The sequence below is a fragment of the Tropicimonas sp. IMCC6043 genome (assembly GCF_004146235.1).
Taxonomy (GTDB): domain Bacteria; phylum Pseudomonadota; class Alphaproteobacteria; order Rhodobacterales; family Rhodobacteraceae; genus Tropicimonas.
Genome location: NZ_SELO01000004.1, coordinates 23776 through 44675 on the forward strand (window position 1 = coordinate 23776; position 20900 = coordinate 44675).

Annotated in this window: 26 protein-coding genes; 11 read left to right on the top strand and 15 right to left on the bottom strand. The window is 66.0% G+C overall.

All coding sequences use genetic code 11. The features are described from left to right. Nucleotides 1-48: 48 nt before the first annotated feature. Nucleotides 49-660 carry a nitrous oxide reductase accessory protein NosL gene (locus EU800_RS06090; protein WP_129629631.1) on the bottom strand — a complete coding sequence of 204 codons (612 nt, stop codon included), beginning with the start codon at nt 658-660 and terminating at the stop codon, nt 49-51. A gap of 171 nt (nt 661-831) precedes the next feature. Further along, nucleotides 832-1173, bottom strand: coding sequence for a hypothetical protein (locus EU800_RS06095; RefSeq protein ID WP_129629633.1), 342 nt, complete (start codon nt 1171-1173; stop codon nt 832-834). 25 nt (nt 1174-1198) lie between these two features. On the opposite strand from EU800_RS06095, the gene EU800_RS06100 reads away from it, so the two are divergent. From EU800_RS06100 to EU800_RS06110, 3 genes are all read left to right on the top strand, one after another. Beyond that, nucleotides 1199-1393, top strand: coding sequence for a hypothetical protein (locus EU800_RS06100; RefSeq protein WP_129629635.1), 195 nt, complete (start codon nt 1199-1201; stop codon nt 1391-1393). A 222-nt stretch (nt 1394-1615) separates the two neighbouring features. After that, nucleotides 1616-2428 (top strand): type I methionyl aminopeptidase, encoded by an 813-nt coding sequence (map, locus tag EU800_RS06105; RefSeq protein WP_242500418.1) that lies wholly within the window; start codon nt 1616-1618, stop codon nt 2426-2428. Nucleotides 2429-2498: 70 nt separating this feature from the next. Continuing rightward, complete coding sequence (locus tag EU800_RS06110) at nt 2499-3557, top strand: TRAP transporter substrate-binding protein (RefSeq protein WP_129629637.1); 1059 nt, start codon at nt 2499-2501, stop codon at nt 3555-3557. A gap of 32 nt (nt 3558-3589) precedes the next feature. On the opposite strand, the gene rsmD is transcribed toward EU800_RS06110, so the two are convergent. The 8 genes from rsmD to EU800_RS06150 form a co-directional block, all read right to left on the bottom strand. Then, entirely contained in the window at nt 3590-4150 is a 561-nt protein-coding gene (rsmD, locus tag EU800_RS06115; RefSeq protein WP_129629639.1) for a 16S rRNA (guanine(966)-N(2))-methyltransferase RsmD, read from the bottom strand. Next, the gene (locus EU800_RS06120; protein WP_129629641.1) at nt 4147-5352 is read right to left on the bottom strand and encodes an NAD(P)/FAD-dependent oxidoreductase; all 1206 of its coding nucleotides are present in this window, start codon (nt 5350-5352) and stop codon (nt 4147-4149) included. The genes rsmD and EU800_RS06120 overlap by 4 nt, the downstream gene beginning before the upstream one ends. Before the next feature lie 66 nt (nt 5353-5418). Next, complete coding sequence (locus EU800_RS06125) at nt 5419-5706, bottom strand: 4a-hydroxytetrahydrobiopterin dehydratase (protein WP_129629643.1); 288 nt, start codon at nt 5704-5706, stop codon at nt 5419-5421. After that, a complete protein-coding gene (locus EU800_RS06130; RefSeq protein ID WP_129629645.1) occupies nt 5703-6887 on the bottom strand; it encodes a GNAT family N-acetyltransferase in 1185 nt (394 codons plus the stop codon). Before EU800_RS06130 ends, EU800_RS06125 begins: the two co-directional genes overlap by 4 nt. Nucleotides 6888-6936: 49 nt before the next feature. Beyond that, nucleotides 6937-7692, bottom strand: a complete 756-nt coding sequence (locus EU800_RS06135; protein ID WP_129629647.1) for a glycerophosphodiester phosphodiesterase family protein — start codon at nt 7690-7692, stop codon at nt 6937-6939. An 11-nt stretch (nt 7693-7703) separates the two neighbouring features. After that, nucleotides 7704-8168: a RidA family protein gene (locus tag EU800_RS06140; RefSeq protein WP_129629649.1), complete on the bottom strand. Its 465-nt coding sequence runs from the start codon at nt 8166-8168 to the stop codon at nt 7704-7706. Between the two features lie 19 nt (nt 8169-8187). Next, a complete protein-coding gene (locus EU800_RS06145; RefSeq protein ID WP_129629651.1) occupies nt 8188-9486 on the bottom strand; it encodes an HlyD family type I secretion periplasmic adaptor subunit in 1299 nt (432 codons plus the stop codon). Continuing rightward, nucleotides 9483-11219, bottom strand: a complete 1737-nt coding sequence (locus EU800_RS06150) for a type I secretion system permease/ATPase (protein WP_129629653.1) — start codon at nt 11217-11219, stop codon at nt 9483-9485. Before EU800_RS06150 ends, EU800_RS06145 begins: the two co-directional genes overlap by 4 nt. A 111-nt stretch (nt 11220-11330) precedes the next feature. On the opposite strand from EU800_RS06150, the gene EU800_RS06155 reads away from it, so the two are divergent. Next, nucleotides 11331-12143, top strand: a complete 813-nt coding sequence (locus EU800_RS06155) for a VacJ family lipoprotein (RefSeq protein WP_129629655.1) — start codon at nt 11331-11333, stop codon at nt 12141-12143. Beyond that, complete coding sequence (locus EU800_RS06160) at nt 12133-12738, top strand: phospholipid-binding protein MlaC (protein WP_129629657.1); 606 nt, start codon at nt 12133-12135, stop codon at nt 12736-12738. The genes EU800_RS06155 and EU800_RS06160 overlap by 11 nt, the downstream gene beginning before the upstream one ends. Nucleotides 12739-12740: 2 nt before the next feature. Here EU800_RS06160 and EU800_RS06165 read toward each other — a convergent pair whose 3' ends face one another. Together EU800_RS06165 and EU800_RS06170 are read right to left on the bottom strand one after the other, a co-directional pair. Beyond that, nucleotides 12741-13445 (bottom strand): HAD family hydrolase, encoded by a 705-nt coding sequence (locus EU800_RS06165; protein WP_129629659.1) that lies wholly within the window; start codon nt 13443-13445, stop codon nt 12741-12743. After that, nucleotides 13445-14359 carry a D-amino acid aminotransferase gene (locus EU800_RS06170; RefSeq protein WP_129629661.1) on the bottom strand — a complete coding sequence of 305 codons (915 nt, stop codon included), beginning with the start codon at nt 14357-14359 and terminating at the stop codon, nt 13445-13447. The genes EU800_RS06165 and EU800_RS06170 overlap by 1 nt, the downstream gene beginning before the upstream one ends. Before the next feature lie 135 nt (nt 14360-14494). On the opposite strand from EU800_RS06170, the gene EU800_RS26735 reads away from it, so the two are divergent. Next, entirely contained in the window at nt 14495-14656 is a 162-nt protein-coding gene (locus EU800_RS26735; RefSeq protein WP_165354576.1) for a hypothetical protein, read from the top strand. A 138-nt stretch (nt 14657-14794) separates the two neighbouring features. On the opposite strand, the gene hemH is transcribed toward EU800_RS26735, so the two are convergent. Beyond that, entirely contained in the window at nt 14795-15829 is a 1035-nt protein-coding gene (gene hemH, locus EU800_RS06175; protein WP_129629663.1) for a ferrochelatase, read from the bottom strand. A 57-nt stretch (nt 15830-15886) separates the two neighbouring features. Continuing rightward, nucleotides 15887-16747 carry an SAM-dependent methyltransferase gene (locus EU800_RS06180; RefSeq protein ID WP_129629664.1) on the bottom strand — a complete coding sequence of 287 codons (861 nt, stop codon included), beginning with the start codon at nt 16745-16747 and terminating at the stop codon, nt 15887-15889. Here EU800_RS06180 and EU800_RS06185 point away from each other — a divergent pair. Genes EU800_RS06185 through thpR form a run of 5 tightly spaced genes read left to right on the top strand, consistent with a single transcriptional unit; the run spans nt 16746 to nt 19645 of the window. Next, entirely contained in the window at nt 16746-17492 is a 747-nt protein-coding gene (locus EU800_RS06185; protein ID WP_371685583.1) for a double zinc ribbon domain-containing protein, read from the top strand. The two genes, EU800_RS06180 and EU800_RS06185, sit on opposite strands and share 2 nt — an antisense overlap. Before the next feature lie 32 nt (nt 17493-17524). Beyond that, on the top strand, nt 17525-17788 hold the full coding sequence (grxC, locus tag EU800_RS06190; protein WP_129629666.1) for a glutaredoxin 3: 264 nt from the start codon (nt 17525-17527) through the stop codon (nt 17786-17788). Nucleotides 17789-17795: 7 nt separating this feature from the next. Further along, nucleotides 17796-18629 carry a carbon-nitrogen hydrolase family protein gene (locus EU800_RS06195; protein WP_129629668.1) on the top strand — a complete coding sequence of 278 codons (834 nt, stop codon included), beginning with the start codon at nt 17796-17798 and terminating at the stop codon, nt 18627-18629. After that, nucleotides 18626-19066 carry a MarR family winged helix-turn-helix transcriptional regulator gene (locus EU800_RS06200; protein WP_129629670.1) on the top strand — a complete coding sequence of 147 codons (441 nt, stop codon included), beginning with the start codon at nt 18626-18628 and terminating at the stop codon, nt 19064-19066. Before EU800_RS06195 ends, EU800_RS06200 begins: the two co-directional genes overlap by 4 nt. Before the next feature lie 6 nt (nt 19067-19072). After that, entirely contained in the window at nt 19073-19645 is a 573-nt protein-coding gene (gene thpR / locus EU800_RS06205; protein WP_129629672.1) for an RNA 2',3'-cyclic phosphodiesterase, read from the top strand. On the opposite strand, the gene EU800_RS06210 is transcribed toward thpR, so the two are convergent. Next, nucleotides 19608-20831 (bottom strand): argininosuccinate synthase, encoded by a 1224-nt coding sequence (locus tag EU800_RS06210; protein ID WP_129629674.1) that lies wholly within the window; start codon nt 20829-20831, stop codon nt 19608-19610. The two genes, thpR and EU800_RS06210, sit on opposite strands and share 38 nt — an antisense overlap. Between the last annotated feature and the right edge of the window lie 69 nt (nt 20832-20900).

Below are 20900 nucleotides of genomic sequence, written 5' to 3' on the forward strand. Positions count from 1 at the left end.
GGAAACACCCGCCCGGCGCCGGGCCAGGCGGGTCCAGGGGCTGTTGAGTTACTGGGTGGAGCGGGCGCGGCGCTCGGCACGGCGCTTGCGGATGGCAATCGTGTCTTCGGCCATACTGGCGAAGGCCAGCCGCAACGCGTCGTCGAAACCGACCATGCGGGCATCCGCCGCCGCGGACGCGGCCGCCTCGGCCTTGTCAGGGTCGGCATAGGCCCATTTCGAGACCCTGGTCATGGTGCCCATCTTGCTCGGGTCGATGACGTAGGTCATCCCGGCGCTGTCTGCGAGCGGCTTGATCTCGGCATCGGCCCCGGCATCGCCGGCATAGATCGTCTTGGGTCCGCGATCCATGTTGATCGACAGGCTGATCGCCGCGCAATGCAGCGAACAGGTGCCGTCAACCGCATCGTCCTCATAGACGATCAGGTGCCTTGTGTGGCTCCACATCTCGCGCACCATGCCGCAATAGGGGCAGCGCGGATATTTCTCGAACTCGTTCTCCAGCGGGTCTGGGTCGGTCCTGAGGAAGCTGGCCGGACCGTGTTCATCGGTCCAGTCCCAGGGGCTCTGCATCGGCATGCTGCCCTGTGCGCCGGCCGTTCCGGCAGCGGCGAGGATGGCTCCGGTGGAGCCGGTCACGAGGAAATCGCGACGATTCATGAGGTTTTCCTTCGAAGTTCTATGTCGCCGGTTGCCCCTCGCCACGCCCAGCCGGTCCCCCGGTGATCGGGGAACGGGCCGCCGGGCGGCGGGACTACGCGAATGGGTCATTTGCCCCGATGGTCAGCGCCGTGGAACGTACGCACGATCCGGGGTGAAAGCCCGGTCGGGTCAGGCGGCGACCGGCGGCGCGCGGATCGGTTTCCTGCCGGGAAAATGCCCCTGCGCCTGATCGGTGCTGCGGGGCAACGACCACGTCAAAGCGACGTCGACGAGACAGAGATCGGGGGCCGGAAGGGCTGCCGGCGAGTCGAACGCCATCATGCTGGCATTCTCGCAGACCGGGCAGTCGTGCGGCGAAGCGGCCGGGCTGCCGTCGAACCGGATCAGTTCGACGCCGTTGCCCGAGCAGATCTCGAGAAAACCGTAGCGCGGGTCCGGACCGCCGCCTGCGATCGATTTCGCCGCGACGGCGCCGATATGGTCGACATAGAGGACGGCCTGCACGGTCATCGACAGAATCGCGAGGAGACCGGCGATGAGGCCGGTTAAGCATGTCCTCTTGGTCCTGCGATGGGAGCGCATCCGTCGCCTTCCGTCCGGGGTTACCGTGACGATCGGATCCTATGCGACCACGGTTTCCCGCATCAAGCCGCCATTTGGTCCCGCTTTCCTGCCGGAGTCCGGCCCGAGCGACCGGATGCGCGCCGAGTCCTGCGCCCGCGCGCCCTAGGCCAGCCTCGTCGATCTCGACCGCCTGCTCGCGCTCGAGGATTCCCAGGACAGCGACGACGACACCCGCGCCGGCTACTACAAGATCGCCAGATTCGTGAACGACTCCATGGAGTCACAGGCGGCCCGCGCGACCGGCTGACGTGACCGGACAGCCTGTCTGGCAATTTTCTTTCGGGAACATTATGTTTCGCCTGAAGCGACAGACGAGACCGAGGACGAAGTGGACGACACCAGCGCACAGCTGACCAAGGACGGCATCCGGCTCTATGACAGCGTGTCGGATTTCCCCGGCATGGCCAAGGCGGGCCGGCTGGCCGCAGAGATTCTCGACAGGGTCGCGCCGCTCGTCATTCCCGGGCAATCCACCGCCGCCATCGACAAGGCGGTCGAGGAGATGATCACGGAAGCAGGCGCCACCTCGGCCACGATCGGCTACAAGGGTTACCAGCACGCGACCTGCATTTCGGTCAACCACGTCGTCTGCCACGGCATCCCGGGCGACAAGACGCTCCACGATGGCGATATCCTGAATATCGACGTCACCGTGATCGTCGACGGCTGGTTCGGCGACACAAGCCGGATGTATGTCGCCGGCAAGCTGCCACGGAAGGCGGAGCGCCTCATCCAGGTCACGCATGACGGTTTGTTCAAGGGCATCGAAGCCGTCCGTCCCGGCGCGACTTTCGGCGACATCGGCCACGCGATCCAGAGCTATGTCGAGGCACATCGGATGAGCGTCGTGCGCGATTTCTGCGGCCACGGGCTGGGCCGCGTCTTCCACGCGCCGCCCAACGTGCTCCATTACGGCCGGCCGGGCACCGGGCCGGTGCTCGAGGAGGGCATGATCTTCACCATCGAGCCGATGGTCAATCTCGGCCGGCCGGAGACCAAGGTCCTCGCTGACGACTGGACCGCCGTGACTCGCGACAAGTCGCTCTCGGCGCAGTTCGAGCACTCCATCGGCGTGACCGCCGACGGCTTCGAGATCTTCACCCTCTCGCCCGCGGGAAAGTTCCACCCGACCTGGGAGTGAACGCTGGCGGTGGTTGTCGCCGCTCCGTCCCTAAAGTAAATACGGCCGGCGCTCCGATTGGAGCGCGCTGATGAGAAACACGACAGGAGACGCCCTCGTGCCCATCACCCTTCGTAGCCTCACCCTGGCCGCGGCGCTCGCCACGAGCGCCGGCTTCGCTTCGGCACAGGAGGTGACGCTGCGCTTTCAGCATTTCGTGTCGCCGAAATCCGCCAACCCGACCTACTTCATCGAGCCCTGGGCGGAGGCGGTCGAGGCGCAGTCGAACGGTCGGATCAAGGTCGAGATCTACCCGTTGATGGCGCTCGGGGGGAAGGCGCAGAGCCAGTACGACATGATCCGCGACGGCGTGATCGACGGCGGCTGGGTCATCCCCGGCTACCAGCCGGGTCGCTTCCCGGAGGCAGAGGCGCTGGAACTGCCCTTCATGATGCCGAAATCGGGCGAGCTCTCCTCAATCGCGGCCTGGAACTTCACCCAGAAATACCTGATGGACGATTTTGCCGACGTTCACGTCTTCGCCGCTCACATGCACGGGCCGGGCATCGTCCACAAGAAGGGCAACGCGCTGGAAACGCTTGAGGATTTTGACGGTCTGCGCCTGCGCGGCCCTTCGCGGCCGGCTACCCTGCTCCTGAAGAAGCTCGGCGCGAACCCCGTCGGCATGCCGGTCCCGGCCTTCCCGGAGGCGCTGGCCAAGGGCGTACTCGACGGCGGCGTGATCACCTGGGAGATGTCGCCCTCGCTCAAGCTCGACGAGCTGACCGACAGCCACACCGACGTCGCCGGCGACCGGGCGCTCTACAACCTCTATTTCATCTGGGCGATGAACAAGGAGAAATACGAGAGCCTTCCGGACGATCTCAAGGCAGTGATCGACGCCAATTCCGGCCTCAGGGCCTCTGCCTGGGCCGGCAAGGCGCATGACACTGGCGACAAGGACGGACGCGCGGAGATGGCAGCGGCCGGCAACGAGATCGCCGAGATCAGCCCCGAGGAAACCGCTCGGATCCAGGCGCTCGGCGATGAAGTTGTCGCGGAGTGGATGGAGGAGGTCAGCAGCCGTGGGCTGGACGGCGCCGGGCTCGTCGCCGATGTCCGGGCGATGGTGGACGACGCCACGAAGTGATCCCGGACCGGCCGGGCGGACGCGATGAACGGTCAGCCCGGCGCCCCGAGAATGGTGACATGCGTGTCGCCATATGTGCGCCGGTCGAGCAGGTCGAAACCCTCCGGCGCCTCCTGCGGCGCATTTTCTTCCCAGACGATCATCGCACCCGGCGCGATCCATCCGCCGGCCAACGCAGAGGCGATGGCCCGCACGCCCAGGCCCTTGCCATAGGGCGGGTCGAGAAAGATCAGGTCGAAGGTTTCGCCACGATTCTCGCCCATGCGCGTGGCGTCGCGCCGGTAGAGCTTCGTTGTGCCGTAGGCTCTCATCTTCTCGATATTCTCCCGGCAGAGCGCGCGCGCCTTGGCGCCTTCGTCGATCAGGGTCACGTGGCGCGCGCCGCGCGACAGCGCCTCGAGCCCCAGCGCCCCGGTGCCGGCGAAGAGGTCGAGGACCCGCGCACCCGGAACAGGATCGCCATGGGCATGGGCGAGCAGGTTGAAGAGGCTTTCGCGCACCCGGTCGGATGTCGGGCGAAGATGCGCCGCCGCGTCGCCCTTGCCGACCGAGGCGAGCGCCAGCCCCCGGTGCTGCCCGCCGATGATCCTCATGCCCGGAGCAGTGCCTTGAGGTCCGTCGCTGGATCGGCCAGCACCGCCGGGTCGGCACTGCGCCCGGCATCGATCAACCGCTTGCCGACCATGTAGGCGCGGGGGTCGTTCATCGCGTCCACGGCGAGCAGTCGCGCGCCCGCAAAATACCAATGCGATACCGCAGCCTCACCCTGCCGCACGATGACACGGTCATAGCCGGTGTTGAGTCCGGCGATCTGCAACTTGACGTCATATTGATCCGACCAGAACCAGATCTTCGGATCGTAGGCGACCCCGGGGCCGAGCATGTTGTCGGCCACCAGTTCCGCCTGGTCGATGGCGTTCTGCACGCTTTCGAGCCGGATGCGCACTCCGTTCCGCGGGAAGGAGGCGCAATCGCCGGCCGACCAGATATGGGAATCGGACGTCCGACCCTGCGCATCTACCGCGATTCCGTTGTCGATGGCGAGCCCGGCGGCCTCGGCCAGCCCGGTCGCCGGTGTCACGCCGATGCCGACGATCGCGAGATCCACGGCCAATTCCGTGCCGTCGCCGAGTACGGCGCCCGTCACGCGCCCTTCGCCCGTCAGGCGCTCGAGCCCGACACCTTCGCGAAGATCCACCCCCTGACCCCGATGCAGCGCCCGAAAGAAGGCGGATGTCTCGGGCGCCGCCACCCGCTGCAGGATCCGCTCCGCGGCTTCCACCAGCACGACGTCGAGCCCGAGTTTCCGCGCCACCGCGGCCGCCTCGAGCCCGATATACCCGCCGCCGACGACGAGCAGCCGGCGACCGGCCGTCATCTCGGGCGCCATCCGGTCGATATCCCGCAGCGTGCGCACGACGTGAACGCCGTCGAGCGACCCGCCTATGCCGGACGGCAGCCGGCGCGGAACCGCGCCTGTGGTCAGCGCCAGCTTGTCATAGACGAGCGACTCGCTCCCGAGACCGAGGCTGCGGGCACCGCAATCGATCGCGTCCACCCGGCAACCGGTGCGCAAGGTTATGTCGTTCTCGGCATAGAAGGACTCGGGCCGCAGAAAGAGCCTCTCCCGTTCCATTTCGCCCAGGAGATAGGCCTTCGACAGTGGCGGGCGCTGGTAGGGCGGCACGTCCTCCTCGCCAACGAGGGTCAACGGCCCCGTGTAGCCCTTGCTCCGCAGGCGCGCCGCGAGGGACGCTCCGGCCTGTCCGGCGCCCAAGATCACGATCCCCGACATGCATTCCTCCATCGCCCGGGCTGCGCCGCGGGTCCCGTGTGCTGTCTGCCGCCGGGCAACCGGCGATCAGTCCGCTTCCCTGTCCATGGCCTCGGCAAGTGCGATGTCCTTGCCGGTCAGCGAGCCCGTATCATGGGTTGTCAGCGTCACCGTGACGGAGCGGTAGACATTTTTCCATTCGGGGTGATGGTTCATTTTTTCGGCCTGGATGGCAAGACGTGTCATCCAGCCAAACGCCTGTATGAAGTCACGGAACTGAAAGGTCTTTTCCAGTGCCTTGCTCTCCTGCGTCAGCGCCCAGCCATTGGCCAGGAGCGCGTCGAGGGCGGCGGGGTCATAGTCTTTCTGGGTCAATCGTGGTCCTCCCCTGTTTGGCGGAACGGGCCGTAGCTGGTGAGGATCTCGATTTCCTCGTCCACTGCCGCGGACTCACCCCGCAAAAACTCTCGTATCGCCCGCTCGAACCCCGGATCGGCCACCCAGTGCAGCGAATGGGTTTCGACCGGAAGATATCCGCGGGACAGTTTGTGCTCCCCCTGCGCGCCGGCCTCGACCGTGGCGAGACCATGCGCGATCGCGTAGTCGATGGCCTGATAATAGCAGATCTCGAAATGCAGGCAGGGATGATGCGCGATAGCCCCCCAGTATCGGCCGTAGAGCCTTGTTCGGCCAATGAAATTTAGAGCGCCCGCGATGTTGGTACCGTCGCGCTCGGCCAGCACCAATAGGATGTCGTCGCGCAGCGTGTCATGGGCAATCTCGAAGAAGGCGCGGGTGAGATAGGGCCGGCCCCATTTCCGCGCCCCGGTGTCTTGGTAGAAGGCCCAGATATCGTCCCAGTGATGCGGCGCGATCTCGTCGCCGGAGAGCTGCCGGATGCGTCCGCCGAAGTCCTGCGCGGTGCGGCGCTCCTTTCGGATGTTCTTGCGCTTGCGCGAGGAAAGTGCTGCGAGGAAACCGTCGAAATCCTCGTAACCATTGTTCTCCCAGTGGAATTGCTGACCGCGTCGGTGCATGAGCCCGATCTTCCGGCCGGCTTCGGCCTCCCACGGGGTGCAGAATGTGACGTGAAGCGAGGAGACGTCGTTCGTGGCCGCGAGCTTGACTGCCCCCTGAACCAGCGCCGACAGGCCGAGCGCCTCGTGATCGGGTTTCGCCAGGAAGCGGCGGCCGGTGACGGGGGTGAAGGGCACAGCGACCTGCAGCTTGGGGTAATACGCGCCGCCGGCCGTCTCATAGGCATGGGCCCAGGAATGATCGAACACATACTCGCCTTGGCTGTGCGTCTTGGCGTAGAGCGGCGCGCAGGCGACAAGTTCGCCGTCGCGGCGGGCGGCCAGATAGGAGGGCTGCCAGCCGGTGCCGGGGCCGACCGATCCGCTGTCCTCAAGCGCTCTGAGGAAACGATGCGTGGTGAACGGGTCGTTCGGGCGGAAACCGTCAGCGGCCTCAGGGCAGGCACAGGAATCCCACTCCGACGCCGGTATTGCGGCGATCGAGGGCAGAAGCTCGATGTCGATGGCGGTTTCCGTCATGTTGCCTGTACTTTCCGCTCCTCCAGACTTGTCACTGGGCGCGCGAGGTTCAAGCCGCTTCGTAGCCTTCGAACGTCACGTTGTCGGCAATTCGCCGGGCCTCTGCTTCCGCTTCGGGCGTCCGGATCGTCCAGCAGAGGACAGGCAGACCGGCTGCCTTGATCTCGGCGATGCGGGGCATGCGGAGCGCCTGCGCGTCATGGCTGACAAAGGCCGCGCCCACGGCCTCGAGGTCGGGGATTCCGGACAGCCGCTGCCGAACCGGCGCGGGAACATCGGGCCAGTCCTCTTCCAAGAAGGCATCGGACGTCATGCCGCGCACGCATTTCGGCGCGATGCGCTTGAGCGCGATCATCGAATGCGGATTGAAGGACATGAACGCGAGCGGGCCGGAATAGTCCCGGGCCGCAGCGGCCGCGGCCTTCTCGAGCGCGCCGACATCGGGCCCGAGCGCGCCGTCCTGGTCCTTGATCTCCACCAGCAGAGGGACCTGGCCGGCGACGATATCGAGAACGTCGGAAAAGCTCGGGATCGTCTCCGTACTGCCCTTCAGGACCATCCGCGAAAGCTCGGCAAACGGGCGCTCGCGCACCGGTCCGACTTCGTCGGTCAGACGATCAAGGGTGTCGTCGTGAAAGACCACCGCCTGCCCGTCCGCAGAAAGCTGCAGGTCGATCTCGATTCCGTAGCCGCGGGCGATCGCCGCGCGGATGGCGGCGCGGGAGTTTTCCGGCCGCCCGGCCGCGCGGTCGTGAAACCCCCGGTGGGCGAGCGGACGGGTCAGGAAACCGGGATGCAGGGCCATCGTCTCGTTGCTCAGCGGGTCTGGAAGATTGCCTCGATCTCGACAGCAACTCCAAGCGGCAGCGACGCTGCGGAGACGGCCGATCGGGCGTGGCGTCCGGCGTCGCCAAGTGCCTCGACGAGGAAGTCCGAGGCGCCGTTGATCACTTGCGGCTGGTCCACGAACTCGGCAGTCGAGTTGACGAAACCGGTGAGCTTGACGACACGCACCAACCGTTCGAGATCGCCATCGCAGGCCGACCGGCATTGCGCCAGAAGAGCGATCGCACAGCTCCGCGCCGCCGAGGCACCGGCCGCGACATCCATGTCTGCTCCGAGCTTTCCGACGATGAGCCCCTGCGGGCCGCTGCTGACCTGGCCCGAAACGTGGACAAGGTCGCCGACCCGCACGAAGGGGACGTAGTTCGCCTTGGGCGCGGGCGCGTCCGGCAGGGTCACGCCGAGCTCGGCAAGTCGGGTTTCAATGGCTCCGGGCATGGGGCGCTCCTTTCGACCGTCAGCTCTCCCTGAAGGCCTTGTTGAAATAGTCCGTGAACGGCTTGACCAGGTAGGCGAGCGGCGTTCGGTCTCCGGTCCGGATATAGGCCTCGACTGGCATGCCGGGAAGGATTTCCTTGCCTTCGCCGAGCTTGCCGAGTTCGCCCGGAGTCAACTCGATCTCGGCGCGGTAGAAGGAGGCGGCGGTGCGCTCGTCGGTGAAGGCGTCGGCGGAGATCTTCACCACGCGGCCGCTGAGCTCCGGCGTGCTGCGCGAGTCGAAAGCCGGGAAGCGCAGCACGACCTCCTGTCCGAGATGGACCTCGTCGACATGCACGGGCTCGATCCGCGCGGCGATCACCAGCGGGCGGTCCTGCGGCACGATATAGGCGACCGGATCGGCGGCGCGGACCACCGAGCGCGGTGTGTTGACCGTCATGGCATAGACCACGCCGCCGACCGGGGCGGTGATCTCCAGCCGCGCCAGCTTCTGGCGCAGTGAATGCCGGCGCTCCGCCAGTTCGAGCACGTTGTATTGCAGGTCGCGGAGCTGGGTGATCGCTTCCTCGCGCTGGTTTGTCTCCAGCTTGAGGATCTCGATTTCGATCTCGGTCGTCCGGCCGAGCGCCTCGGCACGGGACGCCTTCAGCTCGCCGATCGAGCCGGAGAGCTCGGCCTTCTCCCGCTGTAGCGCGAGCACCCGCGAGGCCTGTGCAAGCCCCTTGTCGAAAAGCGTCTTCTGGTCCGCCAGCTCCTGTTCGATCAGCGCCAGCTGCTCTGCAAGCGCGGTGCTCTGGTAATCGATTCCCTCGACCTGGTTCCCGATCTGGTCACGGCGACGCGCGAGCTGCTCGGTCTCCCGGGCAAGAGTTTCGCGCCGCGCCTCGAAGAGGCGCCATTGCCCGTCGATCAGATCGGCGACCTCCGCGCGCTCTGCCGCCGCCTGCACCAACTCCTCGGGCCATTCGATCGTCTCCGAACCATCCCGCTCCGCGACCAGCCTTCCGACGCGGGCCATCAGTTCGAAGAGCTGGCCCTCGACGATGGTCATCTCCGAGGTCAGGTCGCTGGAATCGAGTTCGATCATCACCTGACCGGCCACGACGGTGTCGCCCTCCTCGACCAGAACCTTGTCGACGATCCCGCCGTCGAGATGCTGGACCACCTGCCGGTTCTGGTCGACCTCGAGCTGGCCCGGGGCGACGATCGCGCCGGAGATATTAGTCAGAACCGCCCAGCTTCCGAAGCCGCCCACCAGCAGCAGCAGGGCCAGAAACCCCAGGGCGAGATGAAACCGCGCGCTTGGAACCTGCGTCACTGGACCCCTCCCTGACCCTTTGCCCGTTGGATCTCGCGGGCGTTCTGAACCGTGTCGCGCAGCACCTCGTCGCGCGGTCCGAAGGCGCGCCGCACACCGCCGTCGAGCACGAGCAGCAGGTCGCATTCCTGGATCGCCGCCGGCCGGTGCGCCATGATGATAACCGAGCGCTGCTCGGCCTTCATCTGCCGGATCGCCCGGTTGAGCGCCTCGGACCCCTCATTGTCGAGGTTCGAGTTCGGCTCGTCGAGAACGAGGATGCGCGGATCGCCATAGAGCGCCCGCGCCAGACCGATCCGCTGGATCTGGCCGCCCGACAGCCGGTTCGCCGCCGCCTTGAGCGGCGTGTCGTAACCGCGGGGCAGCTTCAGGATCATCGCATGGGCGTCGGCCTTCTTGGCCGCTTCGACGACCTTTGCGGCGTCCGGCCGGACCGACAGGCGGGCGATGTTCTCGGCGATCGTGCCGTCAAAGAGCCGGATGCGCTGGGGCAGGTAACCGATGTGCCTGCCCAGCACGTCGGGGTCATATTGGTCCAGAGCCGCGCCATCGAGCCGGATCTTGCCGCCCGCACAGCGCCAGACGCCGGTGATCGCGCGCGCCAGCGTCGTCTTGCCGGAGCCCGAGGGGCCGATCACGCCCATCGCCTGACCGGGCGGTAGAAGGAAGCTCACCATCCGGAGGGACGCCTGCGTTTCGCCCGGCGGCACCACGGTGACCTGGCTGCCCTCGAGGCGCGCGGCAGGCACCGGCAGTGGCGTGCGCTCGACCACCGGCGGCACCTCGCCAAGGAGGCGCGACAGGTTCTGCCAGCCGCGGCTGGCGCGTTGAAGCAGCTCCCACTGACCAATCGACTGTTCCACCGGCGCCAACGCGCGCCCGAGCAGGATCGAACCGGCGATCATCGCGCCGGCGGACAGCTCGCCCTGCAGGACGAGATAGGCGCCGAGGCCGAGCATTGCCGACTGCAGGAAGAGCCGAAATGCCTTGGTCGCAGATGTGAAGCCGCCGGCGCGGTCCGTCGCGCCGAGGCCGGCCGACAGCGCCGCGTCGCGCGCCGTCTGCCAGCGCTCGAACGTGGCATTGCGCATGCCGAGCGCCTCGATCGATTCGGCCTCCTCCCGCATCTGGTCCGACATGCGTTCGGCCGCCTGGTTCAGCCGCGTCGCCTCGATCGCCGGGCGGCGGGTGCGCCACTGGTTGAGCAGCGTGAGGCTGATGAGGAGGGCGCCTCCGACAATAGCGAGCACCCCGAGCCAGGTGTGAAAAACGAAAATTGCGGCGATGAAGAGCGGCGTCCAGGGAATGTCGAACAGAGCGAGGAGCGCGGGGGAGCCGAGGAATCTCTGAACGATCTCAAGGTCTCGCAGGCTCGATGCCGTGGTCTCGCTGCCGGGCGCGCCGGTTTCGCTGCGCAACACGGCAGAAAAGACGCGGCGGTCCAGGCGCGTCTGAAACCGCGCTCCCACCCGCGCCATGACTCGACCGCGCGTGTAATCCAGAATTCCCATGACGAGGTAGAGGAACGCTACAAGCACCGAGAGCGCCATCAGCGTCTCCTCGGAGCGGGACCCCAGCACCCGGTCATAGACCTGCAGCATGTAGAGCGGGCCGGTGAGCATCAGCAGGTTGACGAAGACCGAGAAAATGAAGGCCGCAGCGAAAAGCTCCCGGCTTTCTGCCCGTGCAGCGCGAAGCTCGTTGCGGCCGCGCTCGATATCGGACTCCCGCATGGTTGATCGTCTCCCTGACGTTCGGCCGGTTGTTTCCGCGCTCTGAGGCGGATAGGTTTGAGCCCGTTTGGGGCCGCGCGGGGCGCCTTGCGGTCTGGATGGCAAAATATGATGAAGCTTTTGATAAAGACAACGACCCGCCGCGGAAAGGGCTTCCGTCAGCATTGCACCGCCGCGGGTCTCCTGGGCGGAATCGCGCTGCTGGCAGGCTGCGGACCGGCGGCCATCCCGACCGGGATCGACGACCCCTACGAAACCGCAAACCGGCGCGTTCATGCCTTCAACAAGTCGTTGGACCAATCGCTTGGCGGCGGACGCGACGCGGAGAGCGACGGGACGGAGGCAAGCGACGCGCCACTAAAACCGGTCAGCCCGACGCTGATCGCGGTGAGCAATTTCGGCACCAATCTCGATACGCCGCGCAAGATCGTGAATTCCCTGTTGCAGGTGCGCCCTGGCGACGCGGCGCGCAACACGATGCGATTCGGACTCAACTCCACAGTCGGCCTGCTCGGCCTGTTCGATGTCGCCCGCGCCGCCGGTCTGCCCGAGGTCGACACGAATTTCGGCGAAACCCTGCATGTCTGGGGTTTTCCGGAAGGCCCCTATCAGGAGCTGCCAGTCGTCGGCCCCTCGACCCGGCGGGATACCGCCGGGCGCGTTGTGGATTTCGCTATGAACCCCTTGTGGTATGTCTTTCCGTGGCCACAAAGTATTGTAGCCAATGGGGCGACTTGGGCGAGCGAGGCGACGGATCGCATTCGCTATGGGGAAACCGTGGAATCGATCCTATATGATTCCGAGGACAGTTATGCCCAATCGCGCCTGATCTACCTTCAGAACCGGCGCTTCGAGTTGAGCCGCGGCGAACTGGCCGAGAACGATGAAAGCCTGGACCTGTTTGAGGAATTTTATGGTGACTGACCTGACCCGCCGAACTTTTGCCCGCACCGCCACGCTGGGACTGGCCGCCGCCCTCCTCCCGGCGGCGGCACACGCCTCGACGCCGCAATCGGCGAGCAAGCTGGTCGAAAGCCTGATCGCCGATATCAACAACGTCATCAATTCCGGCAAGTCCGAGCGGTCGATGTATCGCGATTTCGAGCGGATCTTCGTGACATATGCTGATGTACCGAGCATCGCCGGCGTATCCCTGGGAGCGGACTGGCGCCGCGCGACCGACGCCCAGAAGCGCGCCTATGTCGCGGCCTTCCAGGGCTACATCTCGCGCAAATACGGCAGGAGATTCCGCGAGTTCATCGGTGGACGGCTGGAAATCGAAAGTTCCAAGACGGTGAAGAAATACGTCGAGGTGAAAACCACCGCGTTCCTGCGCGGCGAGGATCCCTTCGAGGTCGCCTTCGTGATCTCGGACCGCTCGGGGCGCGAAAAGTTCATCAACATGTATATTGAGGGCGTCAACATGGTACTGACCGAGAAGACCGAGATCGGCGCCATGCTTGACCGGCGCGGAGGCAATATCGACGCGCTCATTGCCGATCTGAAGACGGCAAGCTGACGTCAGGACCGAAGCGCCTTCGCCGCCATCCGCTCGTAGTACGGAAGCGCGGCGTCGGACACGGCGCGCAGATCCGCGGGGATCTCGGGAAGCGGGCCCTCGCGCCCGGCGAATCCGGTGCTCTTCCATACGGCATTGTACCAATGCGGCGCCCAGACGCCGTCGCAACCGCGTCCACCCGCTGGCCAGTTCAGCATCGCAGGGTCGAAATCGAGGCCGATTTCAGCGCAGAGCGCGCGCAGCATCCCCTCCGGATCGTCGCGGATGTCGTGGCTGTCGATCACGATGCCGCCCACCTGGTCATAGAGCTCGGCCTGCTGCCAGAAGGCGATGTCGTCAAGCGACGGGTTCTCCCGCTTCGCTCCATAGCTCGCGATCACCCGCGCCGGGTGCCGGATCAGGAAGACATTGACCACATCCGTCATCCAGCCGCGCGGCACGCCCGGCACCATGTGGTGGCACATGAGTTTCTGGTAGAAATGCGCCTTGCCGCCCGGCACCGATCCGGTGAGAGCGGAGACCACCTCATTCGGGTCGGTCGGCTGCGCGGCCAGGATCTCCTCGCGCATCGGGTGGTCGAGCCCGGTCGCGGCGAGATAGGCGGCATAGAATGGCTCGTCGATTGCCGCGCAATCCGCCCGGTTGTCGAACGCATACATCATCGCCGTCGAAAGGTTTCGCGGCCCGGACCACATCGCGATTCGCATCAGTCGCACTCCCCGGCGACCAGCGCCTTGTAGAGCCCGCGGATACGCTCCGTCACCGGGCCAAGTTCGCCGCTGCCGATCTGCCGCCCGTCGATCTCGCCTACCGGGGTCTGCGCCCCGAAGGTGCCGGTCAGGAACGCCTCGTCGGCGCCGTAGGTGTCGACAAGCGAGTAGTTCCGTTCAAAGACTGGGATATCGTTCGCCCGGCAAAGGTCGATGACCTTCTGGCGGGTGATCCCGTTCATGCAGTAATCGCCGGTGGAGGTCCAAACCTCCCCCTTTCGGACGATGAAGAAGTTGCAGGCGTTGGTGGTGTTCACGAAGCCATTTACGTCCAACATCAGCGCCTCGTCCGCCCCAGCCTTCTCGGCGGCGATACAGGCCAGTATGCAGTTGAGCTTGGAATGCGAGTTGAGCTTCGGGTCCTGGCTCATCGGCAGCCCGCGGATATGCGGCACCGTCGCCAGCCGGATCGGGCGCGGCAGCGACGGCTTCGAATGTTCCATGATGATCGCGACCGTCGGCCCCTGCCGCGAGAGCGACGGGTGCTGGAACGGCCGGCTCTTCACGCCCCGCGTCACCATAAGCCGCGCATGGGCGTCGCTCTCCATGCCGTTTGCACGGCGCGTCTCCTCCAGCGCCGCGGCAACGCCGGCGCGATCCATCCCGATGTCGAGATCGATGGCTTTCGCTGCCTCGAAGAGGCGGTCGAGATGCTCGTCGAGGAACGCCCAGCGTCCGTCGTAGAGCCTGAGCCCCTCCCAGACGCCATCGCCCAGCATGAAGCCGCTGTCATAGACCGACACAACCGCCTCCGGCTTCGGCACAACCCGGCCGTTGAGCCAGATCAGGATAGTGTCGTTGCGGGCGTCCTCGGCCGCCTGGTGGGTGGTGATCGCGTCATGTTCTGTCATGGCGCAGACGCTAGGCCGGCCGGCGGTCGAAGGAAAGCCTGTAACCTGCGTCACCACTGCGTGAGATCACGCGCCGGTGTGTTGCCGGCGAGCGACCTGCCCCAGCAGAATGGTTTCCATCGAAAGGAGCGCAAGATGAAGGCCGTTCTGTACAATCTCAAGCCGACCCTGCTCGCCGTGGCGATCGTCCTCGGCTATGCCGTGCATTGCACCGAGGCCAGCACAGGCGGGGCCGAGACGGCGCTCTTTGATGGCGGCTGCGTCCCCTGCGCGGACATTGCCGATGACGCGACCTGAGATCTGAGTCGTCGAGGGAGCGACGAGCAAGCACCGTCTGGCAAGACCACGAGCGATCGCGTTTCGATCAGCTCCGGAATCCTCTGATTTCCGTTCTCCAGGAACATCCCGGCATCCCTGCCATCAGGCGTCCGATTCTTACTCGATCCAGCCGCGCAGATTCGTCGCGATGACCTCGCTCAGCGCCGCGATATGCGCCGGATCATCGTTAAGGCACGGAATGTACGTGAATTCCTCGCCCCCCGCCTCTTCGAAACTCTCGCGGATCTCCTCGTTGATCTCCTCGAGCGTCTCGATGCAATCGGCCGAGAAGGCCGGCGCGATCACCGCGATCCGCTTCTTGCCCTCCCGCGCGAGGTCGGCGACGTGGTCGACCGTGTAGGGCCGGAGCCAGTCCTCCGGTCCGAACTGGCTCTGGAAGGTCGTGCAGATCCGGTCTTCGTCGATCCCCAGTCGTTCCTTCAGGAGCCGCGTCGTCTTCTGGCACTGGCAGTGATAGGGATCGCCCTCCATCAGGTAGCGCTTCGGAACGCCGTGATAGGAGCAGACGAGCATGTCGGGTGGCGTCTCCATGTCCGCGAACCGGCGCTCCACGGACTGCGCCAGCGCGTCGATATAGGTCGGCTCGTCGAAATAGGGCGGCACGATGCGCGCCGTCGGCTGCCATTTCTCCTGCATCAGCACGCGGAAAAACTGATCGTTCGCCGTGGCCGAAGTGGCGCCGGCATAGTGCGGGTAGAGCGGCAGGAACAGGATCTTCCGGCAACCCTGCGCGATCAGCGCCTTGACCCGCTCCTTCGTCGAGGGGTTGCCGTAGCGCATGCAGAGGTCGACCACGACCCGGTCGCCGAAACGATCCGCTATATTGGCCGCGATCGCCTCCTTCTGGGCTCGGCTGATCGTCATCAACGGGCTCTCGTCGAGCTCGTTGTTCCAGATCGAGCGATAGGCCGCACCGGAACTGAACGGACGTTTCGACAGGATGATAAGTTGAAGAAGCGGCTGCCATTTCCACTTCGGGTAGTCGATGACCCGCTGGTCGCTGAGAAACTCGTTCAGGTAGCGGCGCATCGACCAGTAATCCGTCCCGTCCGGCGTGCCCAGATTTGCCAACAGCACGCCGATCTTTTCCTCGGGTATCTCGGGATGGTCGGCGGGGCGGGTCATGATCATGGCAGTGTCCTGGGTGACGATTTCGCTTCTGGCGACATAGCGGCCTGACCCTGAGGGTCAATCCTCGTCGTCGCGTCTTCCGGGGCGCGCTTTCTCGCCGAGACCGATTTCCTTCGCGCCGAGCGCGTCGGCGAGCCGCATGGCCGCCGATCCTGGGCGCAAAGGTTTCGGCTGCGAGGTATCCGGCGCCCAACCGGTCAGCACGATGATCTCGAAGGTGGCGCGCACGCGGCCATCCTCAGTGGCATGCGCGCGCGCATATTCCTCGGCCGCGCGCTGGAAGAGGCGGCGCGGCGCCGGCACGCGGTGCCGCTCGGCCAATACGTTGTTCTCGCCCATAGCGCGCAGGTCGCGCATCAGGTGAAAAGGCGTCTCGTAGCTGACCGTCAGGGGAAGGCTGTCGGCGACCGGCAAGGCAAAGCCCGCGCGCTGCATAAGGCTGCCCATGTCGCGGATCTCGCCCATCGGCGCGACGCGCGGCGAGAGCCCACCCATCTCCGCAACCTCGGCCGCGGCGAGCGCCTGCCGCAGTTCCGTCAATGTCTCGCCGCCCAAGGAGAAACCGAGGAACAGACCGTCGGGGCGGAGCGCGAGTCGCGCCTGCGAGAGCTGGCCCACAGGGTCGTCGGCCCAGTGCAGCGCCATCGCATGGACAACGAGGTCATGCGCGCCGGCCTCCAGCGCCAGCACCTCGTCGTCGGCGACCTGCCGCGCCGATGGCATCAGCTCCGCCCACAGATCGGGATATCCCGAGATCACAACCGGATCCGTAAAGCTTTTGTTAATCATCAGAAGTCTCTCCTCCAGATCGTCCGCAACGCAGCGGTGGAGGAAATCCGCCATGCCGCCCGGGCTGCGGCGCGCACGGTCACGCGCGCGGGCGAGGGCGGCACGGTCGGTCAATCGGGGGTGGGTCATGATGAGATCGGCCGTTCTGCAATCCGGAGTTCAGGCGGTGATGCGCCTTGTCTATCCTCCCCATTGCCTGACCTGCAACGCGATCGTCGGAACCGATCACGGCCTCTGCCCGGACTGCTGGAGCAGGACGCCATTCCTCGCAGGGCTCCGCTGCGACCTCTGCGGCGCGCCGCTGCTCGGTGATGACCCGACCGAAATCGTCCATTGCGACGATTGCCGCGTCTCCGCGCGCCTCTGGACCCGCGGTCGCGCGGTTCTGGCCTATCGCGACAATGCCCGGACCCTCGTGCTCGCCCTGAAGCACGGCGACCGGACCGACCTTGCCGAGCCGGCCGGCCGCTGGATGGCGCGGGTCGCGCAGGATATCCGCCTGCCCGGCCAGATCGTCGCCCCGGCACCGCTGCACTGGCGCCGCCTGTTCCGGCGCCGCTACAACCAGGCCGGGCTGCTGGGGTCGGTGGTCGCCCGGGAGCTTGGCCTCGAGCATTGCCCCGACCTGCTCGTCCGGCACCGTTTCACCGGAACCCAAGAGGGCAAGGGCGTGGACGCCAGGTTCGCCAACGTCGCCGGAGCGATCCGCGTGCCGCCCCGCCATCACGCACGGATCGCGGACCGGCCCGTGCTTCTCGTCGACGATGTGCTGACCTCGGGCGCGACGCTCGCCGCCTGTGCGGAAGCCTGCTATTCGGCGGGCGCAGGGGATGTGCGGGTGCTGGCACTGGCGCGTGTTGTCAAGGACAGGTAAGGTCTCGCCCGGACCAGTCTGAGGCAAGTAACATGCAACCCGTCGAGATCTACACAACACCCTATTGCGGCTATTGCCATGCCGCCAAACGCCTTCTCGAAGAGAAGGGCGTCGCCTTTTCCGAGGTTGATGTCGCGCGCGAACCGCAGCGTCGGCAGGAGATGATGAATCGAGCGAATGGCGGCTATTCCGTGCCGCAGATCTTCATCGGCGGCTCCCATGTCGGAGGCTGCGACGAGCTCTACGGGCTGGAACGTGCCGGCAGGCTGGATTCGCTGCTGAGCGCAGTCGCCTGAGATCGTCATGCGCGCCGGCCTCCTCCAGCTCAACGTCTCGGACGATCCTGCAGCCAACCTGCCGGAGACACGCAAGCTGCTGGACCGAGCGGTGGGCGAGGGCGCCGGTTTCGTGCTGACGCCGGAGGTGACGAACTGCGTTTCGGCCAGCCGGACGCGCCAGCGCGAGGTGCTGCAGCCCGAGGCGGAAGACCGGACGCTCGCCGGCCTTCGCGAGGCTGCGGCTTTGCACGGGATCTGGCTGCTGATCGGCTCGCTCGCGCTCCAGACCGACGACCCTGACGGCCGCTTCGCCAACCGCTCCTTCCTGATCGACCCTTCAGGCGGGATCGTCGCGCGTTACGACAAGATCCACATGTTCGATGTCGAGGTCTCCGAGACCGAGACCTATCGGGAGTCCGCGGGCTTTCGGCCGGGTGCGGAGGCGGTGCTGGCCGAAACGCCGATCGGCCGCATCGGCATGACGGTGTGCTACGACATCCGCTTCCCGCAGCTCTACCGCCGCCTTGCCCAGGCCGGCGCGGAGATCCTGACTATCCCGGCGGCCTTCTCGCCCGTCACCGGCGCGGCGCATTGGGAGCCGCTCCTGCGGGCCCGGGCGATCGAGTGCGGCGCCTACGTGCTGGCGCCCGCCCAGACCGGGACCCATGCGGCCAGTCGCGGCCGCGCCCGCAACACGCATGGTCATGCCATGGCCGTCTCGCCCTGGGGCGAGGTGCTGGCAGATGCGGGAACGGACACCGGGATCACGCTCGTCGATCTCAACCTCCAGGCGGTCGCCCGCGCCCGCGCCCGCGTGCCCTCGCTCGCCCATGACCGGCCGTTCGGAGGCCCCGGATGAGCCAGCAGACTGACAGCCTGGCCGTGGCGCTGTTCTCCGAGATCTTCACGATCGACCAGCTTGCCCATAACCGCCTGTCCAAGGCGCTCCCGAACGGCATGGAAATCAGCCAGTTCTCGGTGCTGAACCACCTCGCGCGCGTCGGCGAGGAACGCACGCCGGCGCAACTCGCCCAGGCGTTCCATCTCACTCGTGGCGCAATGACCAATACGCTGTCCAAGCTGGAATGGGCCGGCCATGTCCACGTCCGGCCCGACTGGGACGACGCGCGGCGCAAGTTCGTCTCAATCAGCCCCTCGGGGCGCGCGGCGCGCGAGGCTGCGATCGCCGCCGTCTCGCCGATCATCGCCGAAGTGGTCAAGGAGATCGGCCCGGAGCGCGTCCGCCAGGCGCTGCCGGTGTTGCGGGAGCTGCGCGAGAAGCTCGGCGCGGGCTGAGGCGCGATGCGGCTCTTCGTTGCGATTTCCCTGCCCGAGGGATTACTGGACCGCCTCGAAGCGCTGGCGGCCCGGCTGGCACTCGGTCGCCCGACACCGCGGGAAAACCTTCACCTCACGTTGGCTTTCCTCGACGAAGTCGCGGAGACGGTGCTACCTGAGCTCGATGACGCGCTCGGCGCGATCCATCTCCCATCGGTTCCGGTCGCCTTCACAGGGCTCGACCTCTTCGGAGCAAGAAGCCCGGAAATCCTACATGCGAGCGTCCGGCAGGCACCGGGACTGATCCAGTTGCACGAGAGCGTGCTGCGGGCGGCCCGCGGCACCGGTCTGTCGCTTGCCCGCCGTCGCTACCGGCCGCATGTCACGCTGGCGCGGTTCAACCGCCCGCCCGCGACCGACCGGCTCGGAGCCTTCCTCGCAGACAACGCGCTGGCACCTCTCCCAGGGTTCGAGGCCGAAAGCTTCGCGCTCTTCCGCTCGACCCTCGGCCACGGCCCAGCGCGCCACGAGGAACTGGCGCGCTATCCGCTCGGCGTGCTCAGCGGAACTTCCGGTCCCGGTTTGCCAGAAGCCTGAGGCGGAGACCCTGGAGCTGAATGAAGCCCTGCGCATCCGCCTGGTCGTAGGCCCCCATGTCCTCCTCGAAGGTCACTTGCTCCTCCGAATAGAGAGAATGATCGGACCAGCGGGCCACGACGCGCGCAAGCCCCTTGTAAAGCTTCATCCGCACTGTGCCGCTCACGTGCTCCTGGCTCTTGTCGATGGCCGCCTGCAGCATCTCGCGTTCGGGGCTGTACCAGAAGCCGTTATAGATCATCTCGGAATAGCGGGGCATCAGCTCGTCCTTGAGATGGATCTGCATCCGGTCGAGCGTGATCGACTCGATGCCGCGATGGGCGTCGAGCAGGATCGTGCCACCGGGTGTCTCGTAGACGCCGCGCGACTTCATGCCGACGAAGCGGCCTTCGACGAGGTCCAGCCGGCCGATGCCGTGCTTGCCACCGTATTCGTTGAGCGTGGTCAGGATCGTTGCCGGGCTCATCGCTTCGCCATTGATGGCAACTGCATCGCCCTTCTCGAACGTGATCTCGATGAATTCGGGCGTGTCCGGCGCATCCTCGGGATGCACGGTGCGCTGATAGACGTAGTCGGGCGCTTCCTGCGCCGGATCTTCCAGGACCTTGCCCTCGGAGGAGGTGTGCAGAAGGTTCGCATCGACCGAGAACGGCGCCTCGCCGCGCTTGTCCTTGGCTATCGGAATCTGGTGCTCCTCGGCGAATTCCAGAAGCTTCGTGCGGCTGCCAAGATCCCATTCGCGCCAGGGCGCGATCACCTTGATCTCCGGGTTGAGCGCATAGGCCGAAAGCTCGAAGCGGACCTGGTCGTTGCCCTTGCCGGTCGCGCCGTGGGCGACCGCGTCAGCTCCGGTTTCGGCGGCGATCTCGACGAGGCGCTTGGAAATGAGTGGCCGCGCGATGGAGGTACCGAGCAGGTAGAGCCCCTCGTATTGCGCGTTTGCCCGGAACATGGGGAAGACGAAATCGCGCACGAATTCCTCGCGCAGATCCTCGATGAAGATGTTCTCGGGCTTGATGCCGAGCATCTCGGCCTTCTTGCGCGCGGGCTCGAGTTCCTCGCCCTGGCCGAGATCCGCGGTGAAGGTCACGACCTCACAGCCATATTCGACCTGCAGCCATTTCAGGATGATCGAGGTGTCGAGCCCTCCGGAATAGGCAAGCACCACTTTCTTTGGCTGGGCCATATCTCGCTCCTCGCAATCTGCAACAGACGCTGCCGTTTAGACGGGATGCCGGGGCCGGGCAAGGCGGAT

Bases quoted from the DNA above. Each gene is read 5' to 3' on its own strand.
- EU800_RS06090 (WP_129629631.1), bottom strand. From the start codon at position 660: ATGAATCGTCGCGATTTCCTCGTGACCGGCTCCACCGGAGCCATCCTC.
- EU800_RS06095 (WP_129629633.1), bottom strand. From the start codon at position 1,173: ATGACCGTGCAGGCCGTCCTCTATGTCGACCATATCGGCGCCGTCGCG.
- EU800_RS06100 (WP_129629635.1), top strand. From the start codon at position 1,199: ATGAGGCCGGTTAAGCATGTCCTCTTGGTCCTGCGATGGGAGCGCATC.
- EU800_RS06110 (WP_129629637.1), top strand. From the start codon at position 2,499: ATGAGAAACACGACAGGAGACGCCCTCGTGCCCATCACCCTTCGTAGC.
- rsmD (WP_129629639.1), bottom strand. From the start codon at position 4,150: ATGAGGATCATCGGCGGGCAGCACCGGGGGCTGGCGCTCGCCTCGGTC.
- EU800_RS06120 (WP_129629641.1), bottom strand. From the start codon at position 5,352: ATGTCGGGGATCGTGATCTTGGGCGCCGGACAGGCCGGAGCGTCCCTC.
- EU800_RS06130 (WP_129629645.1), bottom strand. From the start codon at position 6,887: ATGACGGAAACCGCCATCGACATCGAGCTTCTGCCCTCGATCGCCGCA.
- EU800_RS06135 (WP_129629647.1), bottom strand. From the start codon at position 7,692: ATGGCCCTGCATCCCGGTTTCCTGACCCGTCCGCTCGCCCACCGGGGG.
- EU800_RS06140 (WP_129629649.1), bottom strand. From the start codon at position 8,168: ATGCCCGGAGCCATTGAAACCCGACTTGCCGAGCTCGGCGTGACCCTG.
- EU800_RS06150 (WP_129629653.1), bottom strand. From the start codon at position 11,219: ATGCGGGAGTCCGATATCGAGCGCGGCCGCAACGAGCTTCGCGCTGCA.
- EU800_RS06155 (WP_129629655.1), top strand. From the start codon at position 11,331: ATGAAGCTTTTGATAAAGACAACGACCCGCCGCGGAAAGGGCTTCCGT.
- EU800_RS06160 (WP_129629657.1), top strand. From the start codon at position 12,133: ATGGTGACTGACCTGACCCGCCGAACTTTTGCCCGCACCGCCACGCTG.
- EU800_RS06165 (WP_129629659.1), bottom strand. From the start codon at position 13,445: ATGCGAATCGCGATGTGGTCCGGGCCGCGAAACCTTTCGACGGCGATG.
- EU800_RS06170 (WP_129629661.1), bottom strand. From the start codon at position 14,359: ATGACAGAACATGACGCGATCACCACCCACCAGGCGGCCGAGGACGCC.
- EU800_RS26735 (WP_165354576.1), top strand. From the start codon at position 14,495: ATGAAGGCCGTTCTGTACAATCTCAAGCCGACCCTGCTCGCCGTGGCG.
- hemH (WP_129629663.1), bottom strand. From the start codon at position 15,829: ATGATCATGACCCGCCCCGCCGACCATCCCGAGATACCCGAGGAAAAG.
- EU800_RS06185 (WP_371685583.1), top strand. From the start codon at position 16,746: ATGATGAGATCGGCCGTTCTGCAATCCGGAGTTCAGGCGGTGATGCGC.
- EU800_RS06180 (WP_129629664.1), bottom strand. From the start codon at position 16,747: ATGACCCACCCCCGATTGACCGACCGTGCCGCCCTCGCCCGCGCGCGT.
- grxC (WP_129629666.1), top strand. From the start codon at position 17,525: ATGCAACCCGTCGAGATCTACACAACACCCTATTGCGGCTATTGCCAT.
- EU800_RS06195 (WP_129629668.1), top strand. From the start codon at position 17,796: ATGCGCGCCGGCCTCCTCCAGCTCAACGTCTCGGACGATCCTGCAGCC.
- EU800_RS06200 (WP_129629670.1), top strand. From the start codon at position 18,626: ATGAGCCAGCAGACTGACAGCCTGGCCGTGGCGCTGTTCTCCGAGATC.
- thpR (WP_129629672.1), top strand. From the start codon at position 19,073: ATGCGGCTCTTCGTTGCGATTTCCCTGCCCGAGGGATTACTGGACCGC.
- EU800_RS06210 (WP_129629674.1), bottom strand. From the start codon at position 20,831: ATGGCCCAGCCAAAGAAAGTGGTGCTTGCCTATTCCGGAGGGCTCGAC.